Annotated in this window: 11 protein-coding genes; 3 read left to right on the top strand and 8 right to left on the bottom strand. The window is 46.8% G+C overall.

Going from position 1 to position 16,632, the window contains the following annotated elements:
• Positions 1-40: 40 nt before the first annotated feature.
• Complete coding sequence (locus Q4Q52_RS20755) at positions 41-1,933, top strand: methyl-accepting chemotaxis protein (RefSeq protein WP_259509496.1); 1,893 nt, start codon at positions 41-43, stop codon at positions 1,931-1,933.
• Between the two features lie 137 nt (positions 1,934-2,070).
• Here the strand turns inward: Q4Q52_RS20755 and Q4Q52_RS20750 are convergent, their stop codons facing one another.
• On the bottom strand, positions 2,071-3,552 hold the full coding sequence (locus Q4Q52_RS20750) for a diguanylate cyclase domain-containing protein (protein ID WP_311991549.1): 1,482 nt from the start codon (positions 3,550-3,552) through the stop codon (positions 2,071-2,073).
• Between the two features lie 294 nt (positions 3,553-3,846).
• Here Q4Q52_RS20750 and Q4Q52_RS20745 point away from each other — a divergent pair, with 294 nt between their 5' ends.
• Positions 3,847-4,800 carry a DUF72 domain-containing protein gene (locus tag Q4Q52_RS20745; RefSeq protein WP_311991548.1) on the top strand — a complete coding sequence of 318 codons (954 nt, stop codon included), beginning with the start codon at positions 3,847-3,849 and terminating at the stop codon, positions 4,798-4,800.
• 324 nt (positions 4,801-5,124) lie between these two features.
• Here the strand turns inward: Q4Q52_RS20745 and Q4Q52_RS20740 are convergent, their stop codons facing one another.
• From Q4Q52_RS20740 to Q4Q52_RS20730, 3 genes are all read right to left on the bottom strand, one after another.
• Complete coding sequence (locus Q4Q52_RS20740; RefSeq protein ID WP_311991547.1) at positions 5,125-5,985, bottom strand: isocitrate lyase/phosphoenolpyruvate mutase family protein; 861 nt, start codon at positions 5,983-5,985, stop codon at positions 5,125-5,127.
• A 134-nt stretch (positions 5,986-6,119) separates the two neighbouring features.
• Positions 6,120-7,589 carry an inorganic phosphate transporter gene (locus Q4Q52_RS20735; RefSeq protein WP_311991563.1) on the bottom strand — a complete coding sequence of 490 codons (1,470 nt, stop codon included), beginning with the start codon at positions 7,587-7,589 and terminating at the stop codon, positions 6,120-6,122.
• 248 nt (positions 7,590-7,837) lie between these two features.
• Complete coding sequence (locus Q4Q52_RS20730; RefSeq protein WP_311991546.1) at positions 7,838-8,653, bottom strand: helix-turn-helix transcriptional regulator; 816 nt, start codon at positions 8,651-8,653, stop codon at positions 7,838-7,840.
• A gap of 84 nt (positions 8,654-8,737) precedes the next feature.
• Between Q4Q52_RS20730 and Q4Q52_RS20725 the strand changes: the two genes are divergently transcribed.
• The gene (locus Q4Q52_RS20725; RefSeq protein ID WP_311991545.1) at positions 8,738-9,454 is read left to right on the top strand and encodes a type 1 glutamine amidotransferase; all 717 of its coding nucleotides are present in this window, start codon (positions 8,738-8,740) and stop codon (positions 9,452-9,454) included.
• Between the two features lie 96 nt (positions 9,455-9,550).
• Here the strand turns inward: Q4Q52_RS20725 and Q4Q52_RS20720 are convergent, their stop codons facing one another.
• The 4 genes from Q4Q52_RS20720 to Q4Q52_RS20705 all read right to left on the bottom strand — a co-directional run bounded on the left by Q4Q52_RS20720 (position 9,551) and on the right by Q4Q52_RS20705 (position 16,112).
• Entirely contained in the window at positions 9,551-11,239 is a 1,689-nt protein-coding gene (locus Q4Q52_RS20720; protein WP_006083981.1) for a glucan biosynthesis protein, read from the bottom strand.
• Positions 11,240-11,546: 307 nt separating this feature from the next.
• Entirely contained in the window at positions 11,547-11,981 is a 435-nt protein-coding gene (locus Q4Q52_RS20715) for a PaaI family thioesterase (protein ID WP_106651469.1), read from the bottom strand.
• Between the two features lie 180 nt (positions 11,982-12,161).
• A complete protein-coding gene (katG, locus tag Q4Q52_RS20710; RefSeq protein ID WP_311991544.1) occupies positions 12,162-14,327 on the bottom strand; it encodes a catalase/peroxidase HPI in 2,166 nt (721 codons plus the stop codon).
• A 312-nt stretch (positions 14,328-14,639) separates the two neighbouring features.
• A complete protein-coding gene (locus Q4Q52_RS20705; RefSeq protein ID WP_311905189.1) occupies positions 14,640-16,112 on the bottom strand; it encodes a carbon starvation CstA family protein in 1,473 nt (490 codons plus the stop codon).
• Positions 16,113-16,632 lie beyond the last annotated feature (520 nt).

Below are 16,632 nucleotides of genomic sequence, written 5' to 3'. Positions count from 1 at the left end.
AACAACGTTAGAGCGCTAACGGAATATAAAGGAATAGATTATGCGATCGACACTCAAAACACGACTGCTGTTTAGCAGCCTCTCCGCGGTACTGATCACTATTGCTGTACTCGTAAGTATCTCTAGTTATTTCATTAGAAATAATGCGTTAGAAAACACTCAACATGAAATTGATCAACTGGCGAATACCTTTTCATCCGGTATTGGTCAATGGATGCAAGACAGAAAAATGGCCATTACCAGCCTAAAACAAGCCATTGAAGCCGATCCGAGCAAAAACGTCACCCCTCACTTGCTGCAAGCGCATACGGCGGTGGACTTTGCCCTCACCTATTATGGCGACGAGCAAGGCAACATGTATCGCCAAGATCCGTCTCTAAATACCGCGAATTACGATCCCCGCGTCCGCCCTTGGTATATGGACGCTAAAGCCGCCGGTAAAATGATCATGACGGCGCCCTACGTCAGCGCCACACTGAAAAAACAAGTCGTGACCATTGCCGAGCCTGTGATGGGATCAGGACAGCTGATAGGCGTGGCCGCAGCGAACTTAACCATAGATCAATTAACCGATGCTGTGCAGCGCCTCGAAGTGCCGGGCGAAGGTTATACCTTGATGGTCGATACTGCGGGACTCATCATCAGTCATCCCAATAGCCAGTTCAATACCCAGCAACTCACAAAAATTGATAGTAATTTTAGCAATAGCTGGTTATCACAGCGCACCAATGCCAATACCATGGAAGAACGTACCCTAGATGGCACCACTAAGTTAGTTTATGTCGCGGCGATACCTTCGACGGACTGGGCGTTGATTTTCGTGATGGATAAAAAAGAAATTATGTCTCAGGCAACCGATCTTGCCTGGTGGATGTCGGCCGTAGGTGTCGCCCTATTAGTACTCTTTGGTTTGATTTTAATCGCCATTTTCAAAATCCAATTCAAAGATCTCGAACGCGTTGCCCAAGCACTCAATGATATTGCCGAAGGTGATGGTGACCTAACAGTGCGCATTCATACTGCCAACAGTCACGACGAAATTGGTATGTTAGCTTCGGGCTTTAACCGCTTTGTGGAACGTCTCCATGGCATGATTTCCCGTATGCACAAGATTGCTGGTCAACTTGAACATCAGGCCCAAGGCAGCAGCGCTTCGGCCACGGACAACAGCCAACGCATTGAAGTCCAACAAGATGAAGTGACTATGGTCGCCACGGCTGTCACCGAAATGGCCAGTGCCACCGAAGAGATTGCCAGCAATGCCGAGCACACAGCACAAACTGCGCAAAATGCTGTCGGGCTTTCGAATCATGGCCACAAACAAGTCGCCCAGAGTCAGCAATCTATCCGTAATTTAGCCAGTGAAGTTGAAACTGCCGGCCGAATTATCGGTGAGCTGAATGAGCACTCACAGAAGATCAACAGTATTCTGTTAACGATCAGTGGCATCGCCGAACAAACCAACTTACTCGCACTTAACGCGGCCATTGAAGCCGCACGAGCGGGTGAACAAGGCCGCGGTTTTGCTGTGGTTGCCGACGAAGTGCGTGTACTGTCACAACGCACTCATTCATCGACCCAAGAAATTCAAGCGATGATCGAAACCCTCCAACAAACCGCCGGCAAAGCTGTTAAATCTATGACTCAGAGTCATGAAATGGCAGAAACCAGTGTGGCCGATGCTAATTCCGCCAGCGAAAGTTTGTTGCTGATCAGTAAAGCCATTAATGACATTTCAGATATGGCGAGCCAAATTGCCACGGCAGCTGAAGAGCAAACTTCAGTCACCAGCGAAATTAACCGCAATACCGAGTCGATTCGTGAAGTGTCGGAGAATCTCTCGATTGAAGCGCAAACCTCTATGGTGCAAGCGCAGGAACTCGCCCACTTAGCCGCGTCATTACAGCAAGAAGTGAATCGCTTCAAACTGTAGAGTCATCACGGACTCTATACCGTGATACGGTAAAACCGCTACATACAATAATGCCCGCGAATGTCACTGACATTCGCGGGCATTTCTTTACACATTCCAGTAATTCAAACTCTTGCGCTTGAACGTCTCAATCAAACTCACACTATCTTAGTCGCCTTGTTTTCAAGGTTATTTAACTCGCTGTCTTCTAACTCAGTGTCTTTTAACTCAGCGCTCTTTAACTCAGGAGCCGCAGTCAGAGGATCTGCATGCAGGTTTCTCAGCCCTTGATAGCCCATTTCAATGCGATTGCCCCCATTCTTCTTGGCCTTATACATGGCTGCATCCGCACAGGAAAGTAACTGTTTTTCGTCCGTGCCGTGCTCTGGATACAGGGCAATACCGATACTCGGCAGAATATGGATTTGCTGATCGGTAAGCTCAAAGGGTTGATTGAGGACTTGTAATATTTTTTGCGCTGCCAACAGGGTATTTTGTGCCGAATCAACGCGCTCGAGTAAGATGACAAACTCGTCGCCCCCAAAACGCGCTACGGTATCTGAGCCCCTTACACAGCTGACAATACGTTGCGCTGTCACTTGCAGCAATAAATCGCCCACACTATGACCAAAGTTATCGTTCACCCACTTAAACTTATCTAAGTCTAAATAAAGTAAAGAGAAATAACTTGATTCCCTATGGGCTCTGGATAGCGCCTTTTGAAACCTGTCGTAAAAAAGCTCACGATTGGGCAACAGGGTTAGCTGATCATACAGCGCAATATGCTCTAATCGCGCAAGCATTTGTCGGCGTTCAATCGCAAAGGCAATTTGCGTAGAAACAAACTCCAATAGCTCACGGTCTTGGTGCGTATAAGAAGCCGAAGTGGGCAAGCTATGCATCATCAAGGCACCGATAACACCTTTTTGCAGCTTTAGCGGCACACCCAACCAACTTAAATTGCCATTACCCAGCTCTTCACGAATGGCTTGGGGATACTCAGATAAGGTCACGGGACACAGGAGTAAAGACTCTGCACTGTGGATCACTTGTTCGGTGAACAGGCTGAAACTTGCGATATCGACCAGTGAATTATCACCCGCAGCGGCTTTATAGGGGAAACTGAGTTCATTTAAATCTTGATCGTACAATGCGATGGCAAAGTTTGCCGCGGGCAGCAATTTTGCAATGATTTCATGGATGCGGCGATATAGGGCTAGCAAGTCCTCAGCGACATGCACAGCTTCAGAAATCTCATACAGTGCAGCTTGTCTGCGTTCGGCGTTTTTACTCTTAGAGATATCTCTGGCGACCGCGACGCGTTGTTGGTAAGCATCGGACCAGCGTGCGGACCACAAAATATCGACAATGACGCCGTCTTTACGCACATAACGGTTTTCGAAATCGACCTTATAGCGGCCAGTCATAATCTCATTGGCGGTTGCGAGTGTGCGCTCTCTATCCTCAGGAATAACAAGATCGAGCATCTGCATGCCAATCATTTCTTCTGGGGTATAGCCAAAAATGCGTTCTGCCCCGGCACTGACAAATTCAAACCGCCCAGCTTTATCGACGACGCAAATAGCATCCAAGAGAAGGTCGATAAAATTGCTTAGGGAAGTGTAGCCATCATTATTCACGCAGTTCTCCAATAAACGTCTGTCTTTGGCTAAGTCTTAAACTCGATCATAAGCATAAAAATAGTAATAACGCACTATTAGAGTAGGTTAATTTTCAATGTCATTCCAGAGTTGGCCAAGTTAAGTCCGGCTTTTACAGGATTAAATGCACAACAAAATCAAATACAATACCTCAAGCCATCAGCGGCTCGATTTGACTCTAGACTATTAGTATCGGCACAATGCCCCCAAACCCTAGCCTACATAAGGCTAGGGTTTGGGGGCAAATGTGAATAAAATTTAAGGAATTTAGTTTTGGATGAGTTGCGTTCTGGGTTAGATAAACCCAGCCATTTTCGCCTTGGCCTAGCCATGTGGTCACACTCGAATTGGCAAGAGAGTGTCTATGGCCATGGGATTAAACAAGCGGAGCGACTCGCCCGTTACGCCACGATATTCAACACTGTCGAAGGTAATACCAGCTTCTACGCGACGCCTGCACAGCAAACCGTGATGAACTGGCACAGTGCCACGCCCAATGATTTTCGCTTTACCTTCAAGCTGCCGCAAACCATTACTCACCAAAGACTATTGCAACACTGCGGCCAAGAATTGAAGGATTTCTTCCAAGTAATGGCGCCATTAATCGATAAAACGGGGATCTGGAAAATTCAACTTCCCGCCCATTTCGGCCCAGAAAACTTACCTGTGTTAGCACAATTTCTCAATCAAGTCCCCCAAGGATTAACCTATGGCGTTGAAGTCAGGCATGCAGCGTTTTTTGCGAAGGGAGACGCCGAGCGCGCACTCAATCGATTACTTATCGATAAAAAAGTAAATCGCATCATCATGGATAGCAGGCCCTTGTTTGCCCTGCCGCCCAGCAACGCCGCCATTATCGACGCCCATAAGAAAAAGCCGCGGGTGCCAGTGCATGCGATTGCCACCGCCAATAATCCTGTGGTGCGCTTTATCGGCCAACCAGACGATGCCGTAGCACAACTCGCGCAGCAAGGTGTTAGCGCTTTGCCTAAGAATAACGATGCCTTTTTTGATAATTGGCTCGCACAGCTCCCGCTGTGGCTCGCAGAAGGTCGAGAGCCCTATCTGTTTATTCATACTCCCGATAATGAAACCGCGCCTGAACTGGCCATCCGTCTCTATCAAACCTTGCGCAGCCAAATTGCAGCGCAGATTCAACTCGCCGAGCTAAGCCGACTTGAGAAGATACCTGAGGAGACAAGTACGCAGATGGGACTTGCTTGGTAAAAGGGCGCGAGGTAAAACAGACGTAAGAAGAAACCCACGGCAAGCTCGCCGTGGGTATATACCCAAACAACCTGAAGATGCAGGATTCAGCGGGAGTTTAACGCACTTTAGGCAAGGCGGTTATTTGCGGACCTAGTGGGCTAAGTTAAAAATAACCAACACGGCATAAAGTGCGTTAAAACCCGCCGGGACGGAGCGCCTAGGGCACTCCACTTCCGTGTTGCATCAATTCAAAAGGTAGCCGACATTCTGTCATTGATGCGCCTTGAATTGAAGCACCCTAGGCGCTCTGAAACTCGTATCTTCAGGTAGCTTGGGTATAGATTAAAAACAGCTTGAACTCGGGATAAATAAGTTATTCATTTGTTCAAAATCAAGGGCAATGACTTTATATATGAAGCCATTATCAGCGGCAATAACCGCATCTTTTGGCTGTTGCTGAAACGGCTTTGCCTTAATTGAATTTAACAAAATTGGATTGAGCAAAGTGCCATAGGCTCGTAAAAATGAAGCTGGACCAGTGGAAAAACGCTGCACACCTGCTGTAAATAACTCGTCGATATCCATCTGCTCATTCAATAGCATAAAATTCAGTGGCATATCCACAGCGGTAGACAAGCGCTTGGCGGTCTCGACCTTGGTCGCGCCAGGGATAAAGCCGCCATCCGCGCCAGCAGCCTGATATTGAGTTAATCTATCGATAGTCATAGCGACCGCGGCATCACCACTGGCTAAGCCCAGTAAATACACATCGGTTCGCGCATTAATAAATAATCCTTGGCAACGAGGATGGGCGCGAATAGCTTTAATTTTTACCACCATCTCAGCAACACCTGCACTGCCATCCTCAATATTAATCCCTGCTACGCCAAGCTCAGCGAGCTGCGCAACAAAAGCAGCAACCTCATCGGGATCTTGGCTATAACCAGATTCAATATCTATCGTCACGGGCACTCGGCTCAGCCGTAGGATATTGTTCACTGCGTCCAATAAAGCCGCCTTAGGTAGCGCTTGGCCATCGGGATAACCGAGCGACCAAGCCAATGCCGCGCTACTGGTCGCAATCGCACGGGCGCCCGATGCTTGGATGATGGCCGCACTGGCAGCATCCCAAACATTGGTTAATATCAGCGGCTCTGATTGTTGGTGTAGTGCTTTGAAAAGTATTCGAGATTGCTCAGCCATCTTATGTCCTTGTTAGTGTTGAAGACTCAACTCTAACAAGATGGCTTAGGTCATTATCGCGGGAAACGGCACTGAACCTAAAAGCCAAGCGCTCAAGGCTTGGCTATGTGAGCATTCCGCTTGAGTATTCTTGGCTAACCCCAAAGTGCATTGGCAAGGATAAACACGCACGCAGAGAGCAACATAGTAATAGGAAGCGTCAGCAGCCAAGCGAGCATGATTTGCTTAATTGTTTGGATCTGAAGCCCCGAACGATTAGCCACCATAGTGCCCGCAACGGCGGAAGATAGAATATGAGTCGTCGACACTGGCATGCCCGTCATACTGGCAATCCCAATCGATACGGCAGCGGTGACCTGTGCGGCAATGCCTTGGCTGTAGGTCATACTCGATGAACCAATTTTCTCCCCCACGGTATACACAATCCGTCGCCAGCCCACTAGCGTGCCGCAGCCCAACGCAGTCGCAATGGCAATAATCACCCAAAGAGGCGCATATTCAGTGGTGCGGGTGAGATCCTTGCGCCACTTAGCCAATAAAGTCAGATCTTTCGCGGGGAGCTCTAACTTCGCCACTTGGCGAGCAGTATCATCGATACACAGGAGTAATCGACGCACCTCGCGCCGCTCTTGTACATCCATGTCTTTGTAAGTCGAGACTTTTGCCAAGCGGCGGTCAAGTAGCGACATCGCAGGTAATACATTTTCAGATGAGCAATGGGCCAGCATATATTCGGGGACGTTTGCTGAAGCGCTAAAGTCGATCACATCAGCGATCACGGCTTGGTTACGATCGTAAATCGCCATAATGCGCCGATTGGCATCTTGAGTTCGTTCCAAATCATAGGGTTGACTGCCCATGTCCAAGGCAAAATACGCCGGAGCCATACAGATCAGCACTAGCATCACTAGGCCTATGCCCTTCTGCCCATCGTTCGAACCATGGGCAAAACTCACCCCCATAGCAGAGACAATTAAACTCGCCCTTGCCCAAAATGGCGGGTGTTTTTTGCCATTAATCTGCATCTGCTCATCGGGAGTGCGGTGAATTTTATGTTTCTGCCAGACGTATTTCATGATGAGTAGAAAAATCCCCGCCATCACAAAACCTAAAGTCGGCGAAATGATTAAGGACAACATGATCTGCGAGGCCTTAGAGACATTAATGCCCTGCAAGATAGGCTGATGATTCATCCAAGCGAACGCGCCGCCCACACCCATTATCGAACCTATCAAGGTATGGGAACTCGATGCCGGAATACCGAAATACCAAGTGCCTAAGTTCCAGATAATTGCCGAAAACAGCAAAGAAAAGACCATCAATAAACCTTGGGTCGAATCCATGCCGAGCAAGGAATCTACGGGCAACAAATGCACTATCGCATAGGCCACACCTAAGCCACCTAGTAGCACACCCGCAAAGTTAAAGAGCGCAGAGGTAACGACCGCAAGATTGGCTGGCATAGCCTTGGTATAAATAACCGTCGCCACCGCATTGGCCGTATCGTGGAAGCCATTAATGAATTCGTATGCCAATACAAACAGTATCGCAAGCACTAAACCCACAGACCAAGCAAAGCCTAACGTTGTGAACATTTCAAACATAAAATACTGACCCATGGCGAGAACGCCCACAGATTACGCCCAAGTTTGGCCTCTTTTACAGTGAAAAATTATTTAGATTGTCAAAAAGTGAATTAGTCCTCAATAACTCAGTAGCATGCTTGCAATTAACACTGGCTTGATTTTATTCGGCCAAATGAATATCTGTGCCGCGAAAAGGGGCAAAACATTGATTCAATGTTAAATAATTCAACTAAAAGCAGTATTAAACGTCATAAATCGTAACAGGATTATATCCCATGATCGCCTAACCGAAATCGCTGTGGCGTCATCCCAAAACGCCCCTTGAAAGCTTTAATATAGGATGAATCATTTTGATAACCAATTTGGTGGGCCACATTCTGTATTGATAGGTCAGTGGCCAATAACGACAGCGAATAGATCAGTCGCAAATGTTGACGCCATAATACGAATGAGGAACCAAACTCCCTCACAAATAGCCTCGACAATGTTCGTTCCGATGCCCCAACCATCTCCCCCCATTTCACCAAAGAGAAATCTAAAGCTGGCGTTTGGGTTAAATGCTCAAAAATCAATTTTAGGCGTCTATCTTTGGGTATCAGTAACTTAAAAGTCTGTCCTCCCGCACTATTAATTTGATCGTATAGCACCTCAAGCAAACGCAGTATTGGCGCCTGAACCATTGGCTCAACATTTATTGGGGTATTAAAAGCACATTGTTTTCTGAGTGTTAACACTAACTCCCTTAGAAAAGCACTCATAGCGACAGGTTTAATCATGGCACCATAATCTCGACCATACATAGGATTCAGATAGACGCCAATAAAGCAGGTATCAGTAATCGCAACAGACTCATGTATCACCCCTGCTGGCACAAAAAGCGCTGTGGTATGGGGAACTAAAAACAGTGCGCCATCTGCCTCTGTCTGTAACAGGCCTTGAAGTGGAAAAATAAGCTGATGCCAACAGTGCTGGTGTAAAACATCCACATAACCCTTCTGCATCTCAATCGTTTTTACAAAAGAAGGCATATTAGGCGCTTGCTCAATAATGGCGTTAATCGAATCGAGTTGGCGACTTAGCATTATTACTTGTCCATATAACGTTATTCAGCCAAATAAAAAGGATTGTAGCATAGCGTTATCCCATAAATGACACAGGAAAACTCAATGCAGATTCATTGCATTATCCATGAAAGCTATGAAGGTCCAGGCTATTTTAGCGATTGGGCCGCAAGTAAAAACTACAAAATGAGCTTTAGCAGAGTCTATCTAGGTGAAGCTTTACCCGAAAATAGTGATGGTTTTGATCTGTTAATTATCCTCGGTGGCCCCCAGTCTCCCGCAACATGCCAAAGTGATTGTCCATATTTTGATAGTCAAGCAGAACAAAGACTTATCAGGCAAGCTATCCAGACAAATAAAGCCGTTGTGGGGGTTTGTCTTGGGGCACAGTTAATCGGCGAAGCATTAGGTGCCCGTTATCAAAAGAGTCCACATGCCGAGATTGGTTACTTCCCCATTGAACTGACTGCGGCAGGAAGAGGTGATATTAGCCTTAAGACATTTTCGACAACTGAAGTGGTCGGCCACTGGCATAACGATATGCCGGGCCTCACTCCCGATTGCGAAGTGCTCGCCACAAGTGAAGCTTGTCCGCGGCAAATTGTACGTTACACACATTTAGTTTTTGGATTTCAATGCCATCTTGAATTTATCAGTAGCCAATTAACGCCATTAATAGCCCAAGAACATGCTTTTTCCAGTACACAAAAAATGCCATATATTCAAAGCCCAGAGTTCATCTTGAGACAATCAACGACTCGAATGAATCAGTTGCTGGGGCATTTTTTAGATAATCTAGTCTTAACCTATCAAGCCGTATAAATCCAAAAACTGAAGATGCAGGATTTAGCGGGCTCAGCCAAAACAAAAACGCCAGCTAAGTTAGCTGGCGTTTTAGATTAATGACTCACGAATCGCTTATTGCAGATGACCCGCATTGTGCAATTCACGATCATCCTTAGCAGGCGGATTCCACTGATACATCCAAGTTTCAGACAATGGCTGGCCATCGACTTCTAAATAGACTCTCAGGTTAATCGGCTCAGTGCCGTCTCCGGGTGGCACTACGTCAAACATAGCGCGGTAACCATTAATCGAAGCTAACGGACGGGCAGATTCAATTTCGACTTTACCTTCAGATGCAGTGATCACAGCTTTAACTTGGGTATCTTTGCCTATCATAGGCAAAGTGCCGCCGGCGAAATCCACCACAAAACGCTTACTGTAGTATTTGCGTTTCTGGCCAACTACGCCACCAATCCCAGTGAAAGTATCGACAACACGAGCACGGGGTGATTGAACTGGTGGAATGCCGCCCCAATACATGTTGTAGCTATACAGCAGCTCTTGACCCGGCACAATCGGCTCAGCAGGATTCCAGAAAGCCACTATGTTATCGAAGGTTTCATCCAGTGTTGGGATTTCAACTAACTGCACTGAACCTTTACCCCAACTGCTTGTTGGTTCAATCCACAGGCTTGGGCGTTTATCATAAAACACGCCGTCATCCTGATAGTGATCGAAGTTGCGGTCACGTTGCAGTAAACCAAAACCTTTTGGATTTTCATCGCTATAGGCGTTGAATCGTAGGTTTTCTGGATTACCTAGCGGACGCCAAATCCATTCACCATTACCCGTATGCATGGCTAAGCCATCGGTATCATGGATTTCTGGACGCCAGTCGTAACCGGTGCGGCGATCGTTCTCACCCACCATAAACATACTGGTCAGTGGCGCTACGCCTAAACGTTCAATCGCTTTACGTGGATAAACAGCCACATCCACTTTCATTTTTAAACGCTCACCCGGTTCGATATCGAAACGGTAAGCACCTGTCACACTCGGAGAGTCTAACAAGGCATACACAGTCGTGATGTTCGATCCTGGTTTAGGTTTTTCTAACCAGAAGTCGGTGAACATTGGAAACTCTTCAGGTTTTGGCAGCGCAGTATCCACCGCTAAACCACGAGCCGACAAGCCGTATTGCATCTCATGACCCACAGCGCGGAAATAGCTGGCGCCAAGGAAAGCGACAACGTCACGTTCCCAATCGGTATTGAACTGCATACGGAAACCCGCAAAGCCAAGATCCTTAGGCAACTGACTGCCTTTCACCTTTGACTTACCGTAATCGAACATAGAAGGCGAATAGTCGATTAACTTAGCCTTGCCTTCATTCAATTCATAAATGTGAATTGGCGTGTCGAAATACAGCCCTAGGTGGAACAGCTCGGCGCGGAACTCAGAGTCCTGATCGCGCCACAGTGCAGCTTTCTTCTTAAAGTGGAATTGCTGGTAATCATCCCAGCTCATGCCTTGAAGGCTTTTAGGCAATTCACCTTTATGGCTTTCGTAGGGTTGCGCAGCCATAGTTCGGGCATAGCCCTTAAGCCAAGCGTAACTGAACTCTTCACCTTCTTGTGGTGACGCCTGCTTACCCGCCGCACACGCCGAAAGACTCAGCAATACGCTACAGGTTAACAATACGCTGCCAACCATGCGCTGCAAACGGCCGCGACGAGAGGAAGATTGGGCTTCAATCGAAGGTACTGTCACCATCGATTGTTGGTAAACGTTTCTTTGTTCGGGAAATAAATTGGGTTGCATAAGCAGACTCTGAATTGGTGTAACTTCCTGACACTTCCCTGCAAATCTAACTAAATTTGCAGCGATGGCCCTGTGGAGAACTGTTGATGACAGAGGTAACAATACAGCGATCAGCAACAATTCGCCAGAATCTAACATACTTTCTGTCGAATGGAATATCGCATGCTAGCTATTTTCAATCTTGAAGCCTATTTATGAAAATATGATTAAAAAATTCCGTTATTTACTGAATTAATGCTCATAAAATCCTTACAGCTAACAGGGTAAAGTACTGTTCTAATAACATTGGGTACCGCATAGCATCAGCCTATGGTCTTAAAATCATGCAAGTCGCCGTAGCGGTGGCCAGTAATTTTCCATCCTGCGTTTTTAGCGTGCCTTCCGAAATTCCTAAGGACTTAGACAGATTAATCACTCTGCCCTCGGCCACTAACACTTGATGCTTAGGCACAGGTCGAATCATTTTAATATTCAAATCGATAGTACCGTAACCCACACCCGCTTCAAGCAAAGTGTGCACAGCGCAGCCAGTAACAGAATCCAGTACAGTGGCAGCGAAACCACCATGAACGCCGCCTAGCGGATTCAGATGCTTATCATCGGCTGTCGCATTAAACAGCACAGAGCCTTCTTCGGCTCGAATCAATGACATGGGCATAGTCTGGGTGATAGAAGGAGCAGGCAGTTCACCCTTTGCCATTGCCTGTAAAATAGCTAAACCCGACATTTGCTGAATGTTCATATCCCTACCCTAAATTGATAAACGCCGTTACAGATTAATAAAAATGATCGCGTAACCAGTGAGAGTTAGGCGATCATTTGACTGAAAAATCCACTTAAGCACTAGACTAACCTTCAAGACGACAAGGCTTAAATCGGGCCCATTTGTCACTTAGATAAGACTTACAAACTAAAGCTAAACTCAGCGCAGCTCAAACCTGTCTAAGTTCATTACCTTAGTCCAAGCCGCGATAAAGTCATCGATAAAGCGCAGCTGCGCATCGCTGCTCGCGTATACTTCTGCAAGTGCACGCAGCTGCGAGTTAGAGCCAAAAATCAAATCAACCCGCGACGCCGTCCATTTTTGCTGGCCGCTAACGCGATCAACACCTACAAACCTATCCTCCGCTTTGGAAGTGGGTTTCCATGTCGTCCCCATATCCAGCAAGTTAACGAAAAAGTCGTTGGTTAAAAACTCTGGGCGCGTGGTCAATACACCCGTTTTAGATTGATCGGCGTTCGTATCTAACACTCGCAAGCCACCGATGAGCACTGTCATTTCCGGCGCGGTTAATGTCAGTAACTGTGCCCTATCGACCAATAACTCCTCCGCCGATAGCGAAAACTGGGTGGGATGATAATTTCTAAAGCCGTCAGCTACAGGCTCAAGTACCGCGAAATATTCCACATCCGTTTGCGCTTGCGTGGCATCCATACGACCCGGCGTAAATGGAATCGTCACTTCAACCCCCGCATTTCTGGCCGCTTGATCGATACCAACACAACCTGCCAGCACAATTAAGTCAGCAAGGGAGATTTTTTTACCGCTTTTGTTGAACTCAGACTGAATAGTTTCAAGTACTTTCAGTACTTTAGCGAGTTGCTCAGGCTGATTCACTGGCCAATCTTTTTGCGGCGCGAGGCGAATTCGGGCCCCGTTCGCACCACCGCGCATATCAGAACCGCGATAGGTCGAAGCAGAGGCCCAAGCGGTTGCTACGACTTCTGAAATCGTTAATCCTGAACCAATAATCTTACTTTTAAGATCCATGACATCCTGCTCATCAACCAAGGGATGGTCAACCGCAGGGATGGGATCTTGCCAAAGAAACGCTTCGGCTGGCACTTCAGGACCCAAATAGCGTGTGCATGGCCCCATGTCTCTGTGTGTCAGCTTGTACCAAGCCTTTGCAAAGATCTCAGCAAACTCATCAGGATTTTCAAAGAGCCGACGCGATATTTTCTCGTAATCAGGGTCGAAGATCAGTGCAAGGTCAGTGGTTAACATGGCCGGCACATGGCGTTTTGAAGCGTCGTGCGCATCCGGAATCACCCCTTTACCCGCGCCATTTTTAGGTATCCACTGATGCGCGCCAGCTGGGCTCTTAGTCAGTTCCCATTCATAACCGAATAGATTTTCAAAGAAATTATTACTCCATTGGGTTGGCGTTGAGGTCCAAGTCACTTCAAGACCACTGGAAATAGCATCGCCACCTTTACCGCTTTTGTAGCTACTCTTCCAGCCTAGCCCTTGCTGCTCAATACTAGCGGCTTCAGGCTCAGGCCCGACTAATGCAGCATCACCAGCCCCATGGGTTTTACCGAAAGTATGGCCACCGGCAATCAGCGCCACAGTTTCTTCATCATTCATCGCCATGCGGGCAAAGGTTTCGCGAATATCGACAGCGGCAGCGAAAGGATCGGGGTCGCCATTCGGTCCTTCAGGATTAACATAAATCAGCCCCATTTGTACTGCAGCAAGAGGATCTTCAAGATCCCGCTCACCAGAATAACGCTTATCGTCTAACCACTTATCTTCGGTACCCCAGTAGACATCGACTTCTGGCTCCCAAATATCCACCCGCCCACCGGCAAAACCTAAGGTTTTGAATCCCATAGATTCCAGCGCGACATTGCCCGTGAGGATTATCAAATCGGCCCAGGAGATTTTATTGCCATATTTTTGCTTTATTGGCCAGATAAGCCTGCGGGCTTTATCGAGGCTGACGTTGTCAGGCCAGCTATTTAACGGCGCGAAACGTTGATTACCGCTGCCCGCTCCGCCGCGTCCATCACCAGTGCGATAGGTGCCAGCGCTGTGCCAAGCCATACGAATAAATAGTGGTCCATAGTGGCCAAAGTCCGCTGGCCACCAGTCCTGTGAATCAGTCATTAATGCGAGGAGGTCTTGCTTTACCGCGGCCAAATCGAGGGATTTAAAGGCTTCAGCATAATTGAAGTCATCACCCATAGGATTCGACAAGGAAGAGTGCTGATGCAGAATATCGAGCCGCAGCTGTTTAGGCCACCAATCTCGATTCGTGGTGCCACCAGCAGAATGATGCATAGGACATTTGTTCTCAGACATAACGTGCTCTCCTTCTGTTCGCAAAAAATATTCAAGTAAATAAAAACTAAATGACTTTTGCTGCATGTTTGTACTGCATAACGTTCTCTATCACCGACTAATCGTTTCAATAGAGAAACAAAAACCAGTCTAACGACCTTACCTTACCTCTAGATGAAACGCGATGAATCATCCCATTAAATAATGTTCAGCAAACATTCCCCTTTATAAATTAAGATATTAAAGGATAGTCAAGTTACTGCGGATCATAAAAAAAACAAGGGCTGCAAAATGCAGCCCTTGTGTCTAAATGGTCAAACTTGGTGTAACGGACTAGTTGACGTCTGCCACCGGTTTGCGTCGGTTGTGCGCAATAATCAGCACGACTAAACAGATAACCCCAACTGCGATACCCACAGGCTGGCTCAAAGGTTGGGGTAAACCCAGACCAATACCCGCTGTCATAATGTAAGAAACTGTGACACTAGTACCGCCAATCGCTGGTAAGCTAACAATCCAATGGAAGGTCCCGCGATCAAACAAATACTTAGTCGCTAACCACAACACACTGGTTGATAGCAGCATATTTGAGAAGGCAAAGTAACGCCAAATCAAAGAGAAATCGATCTTCGTCATAAAATACGCAATGGTCAGAATAGGCACAGCAACCAATAAACGATTACGCATACTTTGCGGAATATGGAAGGCGTCGATAATCGTCAGTCGCAGCGAACGGAACGCAGTATCACCAGAGGTGATCGGGAAGATAGCCACGGCCACAATCGCCATAATGCCGCCCATCACACCGAGATACGTAGTCGCCACTTGGTTAACTACTAAACCTGGACCACCTTGGTCGAGCAAACTCTTAAGCTCAACATAACCACCAGGGAAAGCCGCGATACCCGCAGTAGCCCATACACAAGCAACAATACCTTCAGCAACCATAGCGCCATAATACACAGGACGCACATACTTCTCGTTGGTCAAACAACGGGCCATGATGGGCGCTTGCGTCGAGTGGAAACCACTGATCGCACCACAGGTAATAGTCACAAACAACAGTGGCCATACCGGCAATCCGTCTGGATTTGGCTCAAGTAACTCGTTGTTGTAGTGACTGTGATCGAAATAAGCAAACACATCACCCATTTCAGGTAACTGCGGTGCATTGAGCATCAGGGCAACCGCAATAGAAACCGTCATCACTATCATCAACAAACCAAATGCGGGATACAATTTAGTGATGATTTTATCGATCGGCAGCATAGTCGCCAAAAAGTAATAGGCTAAAATCACAAGCACCCAAAAGGTGTTATTGCCAAAGATAGTATCTTTGAAATAATCGAGATTACTCAGCAAACCTGCAGGGCTCATGATGAAGACCACGCCCACAAAAAACAGCAGCATGGCGGTAAACAGCAACATCACGCCTTTAAAGTAGATATTAAAGTAATGACCAGCTATCTCAGGCAAACTCTTACCGTCTTCTTTAATGCTGAGCACGCCAGAAAAATAATCATGCACCGCACCGCCTATAATGTTTCCCAGCACAATCCACACCAAGGCAATAGGACCGTATAAAGCACCGAGGATCGGACCAAAAATAGGCCCCACACCCGCAACATTGAGGAATTGGATCAGAAACGCTTTAGCTGGATGAACAGGCACATAATCAACACCATCTTCGAATTTTGCCTGTGGCGTCTTAGCTTTAGGATCGATACCCGCTTGACGTTCAACAAAGGGGCTATAGAACTTGTATGCAAGCACTAAGAGTGCGATACAAATAAAGAAAATTAACATTATTTAATTATCCATACTTTAGTAGGAGGTGATTTAATGGAGAGTTTCATTGAGTTAGTGACTGAGGTCAAGCAACACCCTATTAGACTAATGTCGGGTTGATTATCTGAAACTGCCACAGGAGTGGGCATAGGTGAATAAATGCGTTTAAAAATAGTTCATCGTACTGTTTATAACGTCAGTGATGTAGCCTGCTATTTTGGCATTCACTGATTGCCGCGTCTTAACCCCCTCACCCTAGGTCTTCCCGTAAATATTCTCTACCAATAATGAAATTAACACAGCCAATATCGTGTATAACTGGTGACGGGATGCCCGCAGCTTGGCGAGTATTTCCTGACATCCCAATATGAAACTCCAAGTTAAAACCACAATCGACACTCACAAACTAAACCCGCAATCTACAGTACAATCGATAGCCACACCTGAAACTCACTTGCCACTTGATGATGTTCATCTAACCTATTTTTAGGTTACTAATGGTTCGACTCTAGCAAGCATCATTTTTAGCTATTTTAGA

This window comes from Shewanella sp. SP1S2-4, assembly GCF_031932075.1.
Lineage (GTDB): Bacteria > Pseudomonadota > Gammaproteobacteria > Enterobacterales > Shewanellaceae > Shewanella > Shewanella baltica.
The sequence above is the reverse complement of the archived record's forward strand: the minus strand, read 5'-3'. Positions and strand labels throughout refer to the sequence as shown.

Excerpts from the sequence above, each read along its gene's own strand:
- Q4Q52_RS20755 (WP_259509496.1), top strand. The coding sequence starts at position 41 with ATGCGATCGACACTCAAAACACGACTGCTGTTTAGCAGCCTCTCCGCG.
- Q4Q52_RS20740 (WP_311991547.1), bottom strand. The coding sequence starts at position 5,985 with ATGGCTGAGCAATCTCGAATACTTTTCAAAGCACTACACCAACAATCA.
- Q4Q52_RS20735 (WP_311991563.1), bottom strand. The coding sequence starts at position 7,589 with ATGTTTGAAATGTTCACAACGTTAGGCTTTGCTTGGTCTGTGGGTTTA.
- Q4Q52_RS20730 (WP_311991546.1), bottom strand. The coding sequence starts at position 8,653 with ATGCTAAGTCGCCAACTCGATTCGATTAACGCCATTATTGAGCAAGCG.
- Q4Q52_RS20725 (WP_311991545.1), top strand. The coding sequence starts at position 8,738 with ATGCAGATTCATTGCATTATCCATGAAAGCTATGAAGGTCCAGGCTAT.
- Q4Q52_RS20720 (WP_006083981.1), bottom strand. The coding sequence starts at position 11,239 with ATGCAACCCAATTTATTTCCCGAACAAAGAAACGTTTACCAACAATCG.
- Q4Q52_RS20715 (WP_106651469.1), bottom strand. The coding sequence starts at position 11,981 with ATGAACATTCAGCAAATGTCGGGTTTAGCTATTTTACAGGCAATGGCA.
- katG (WP_311991544.1), bottom strand. The coding sequence starts at position 14,327 with ATGTCTGAGAACAAATGTCCTATGCATCATTCTGCTGGTGGCACCACG.
- Q4Q52_RS20705 (WP_311905189.1), bottom strand. The coding sequence starts at position 16,112 with ATGTTAATTTTCTTTATTTGTATCGCACTCTTAGTGCTTGCATACAAG.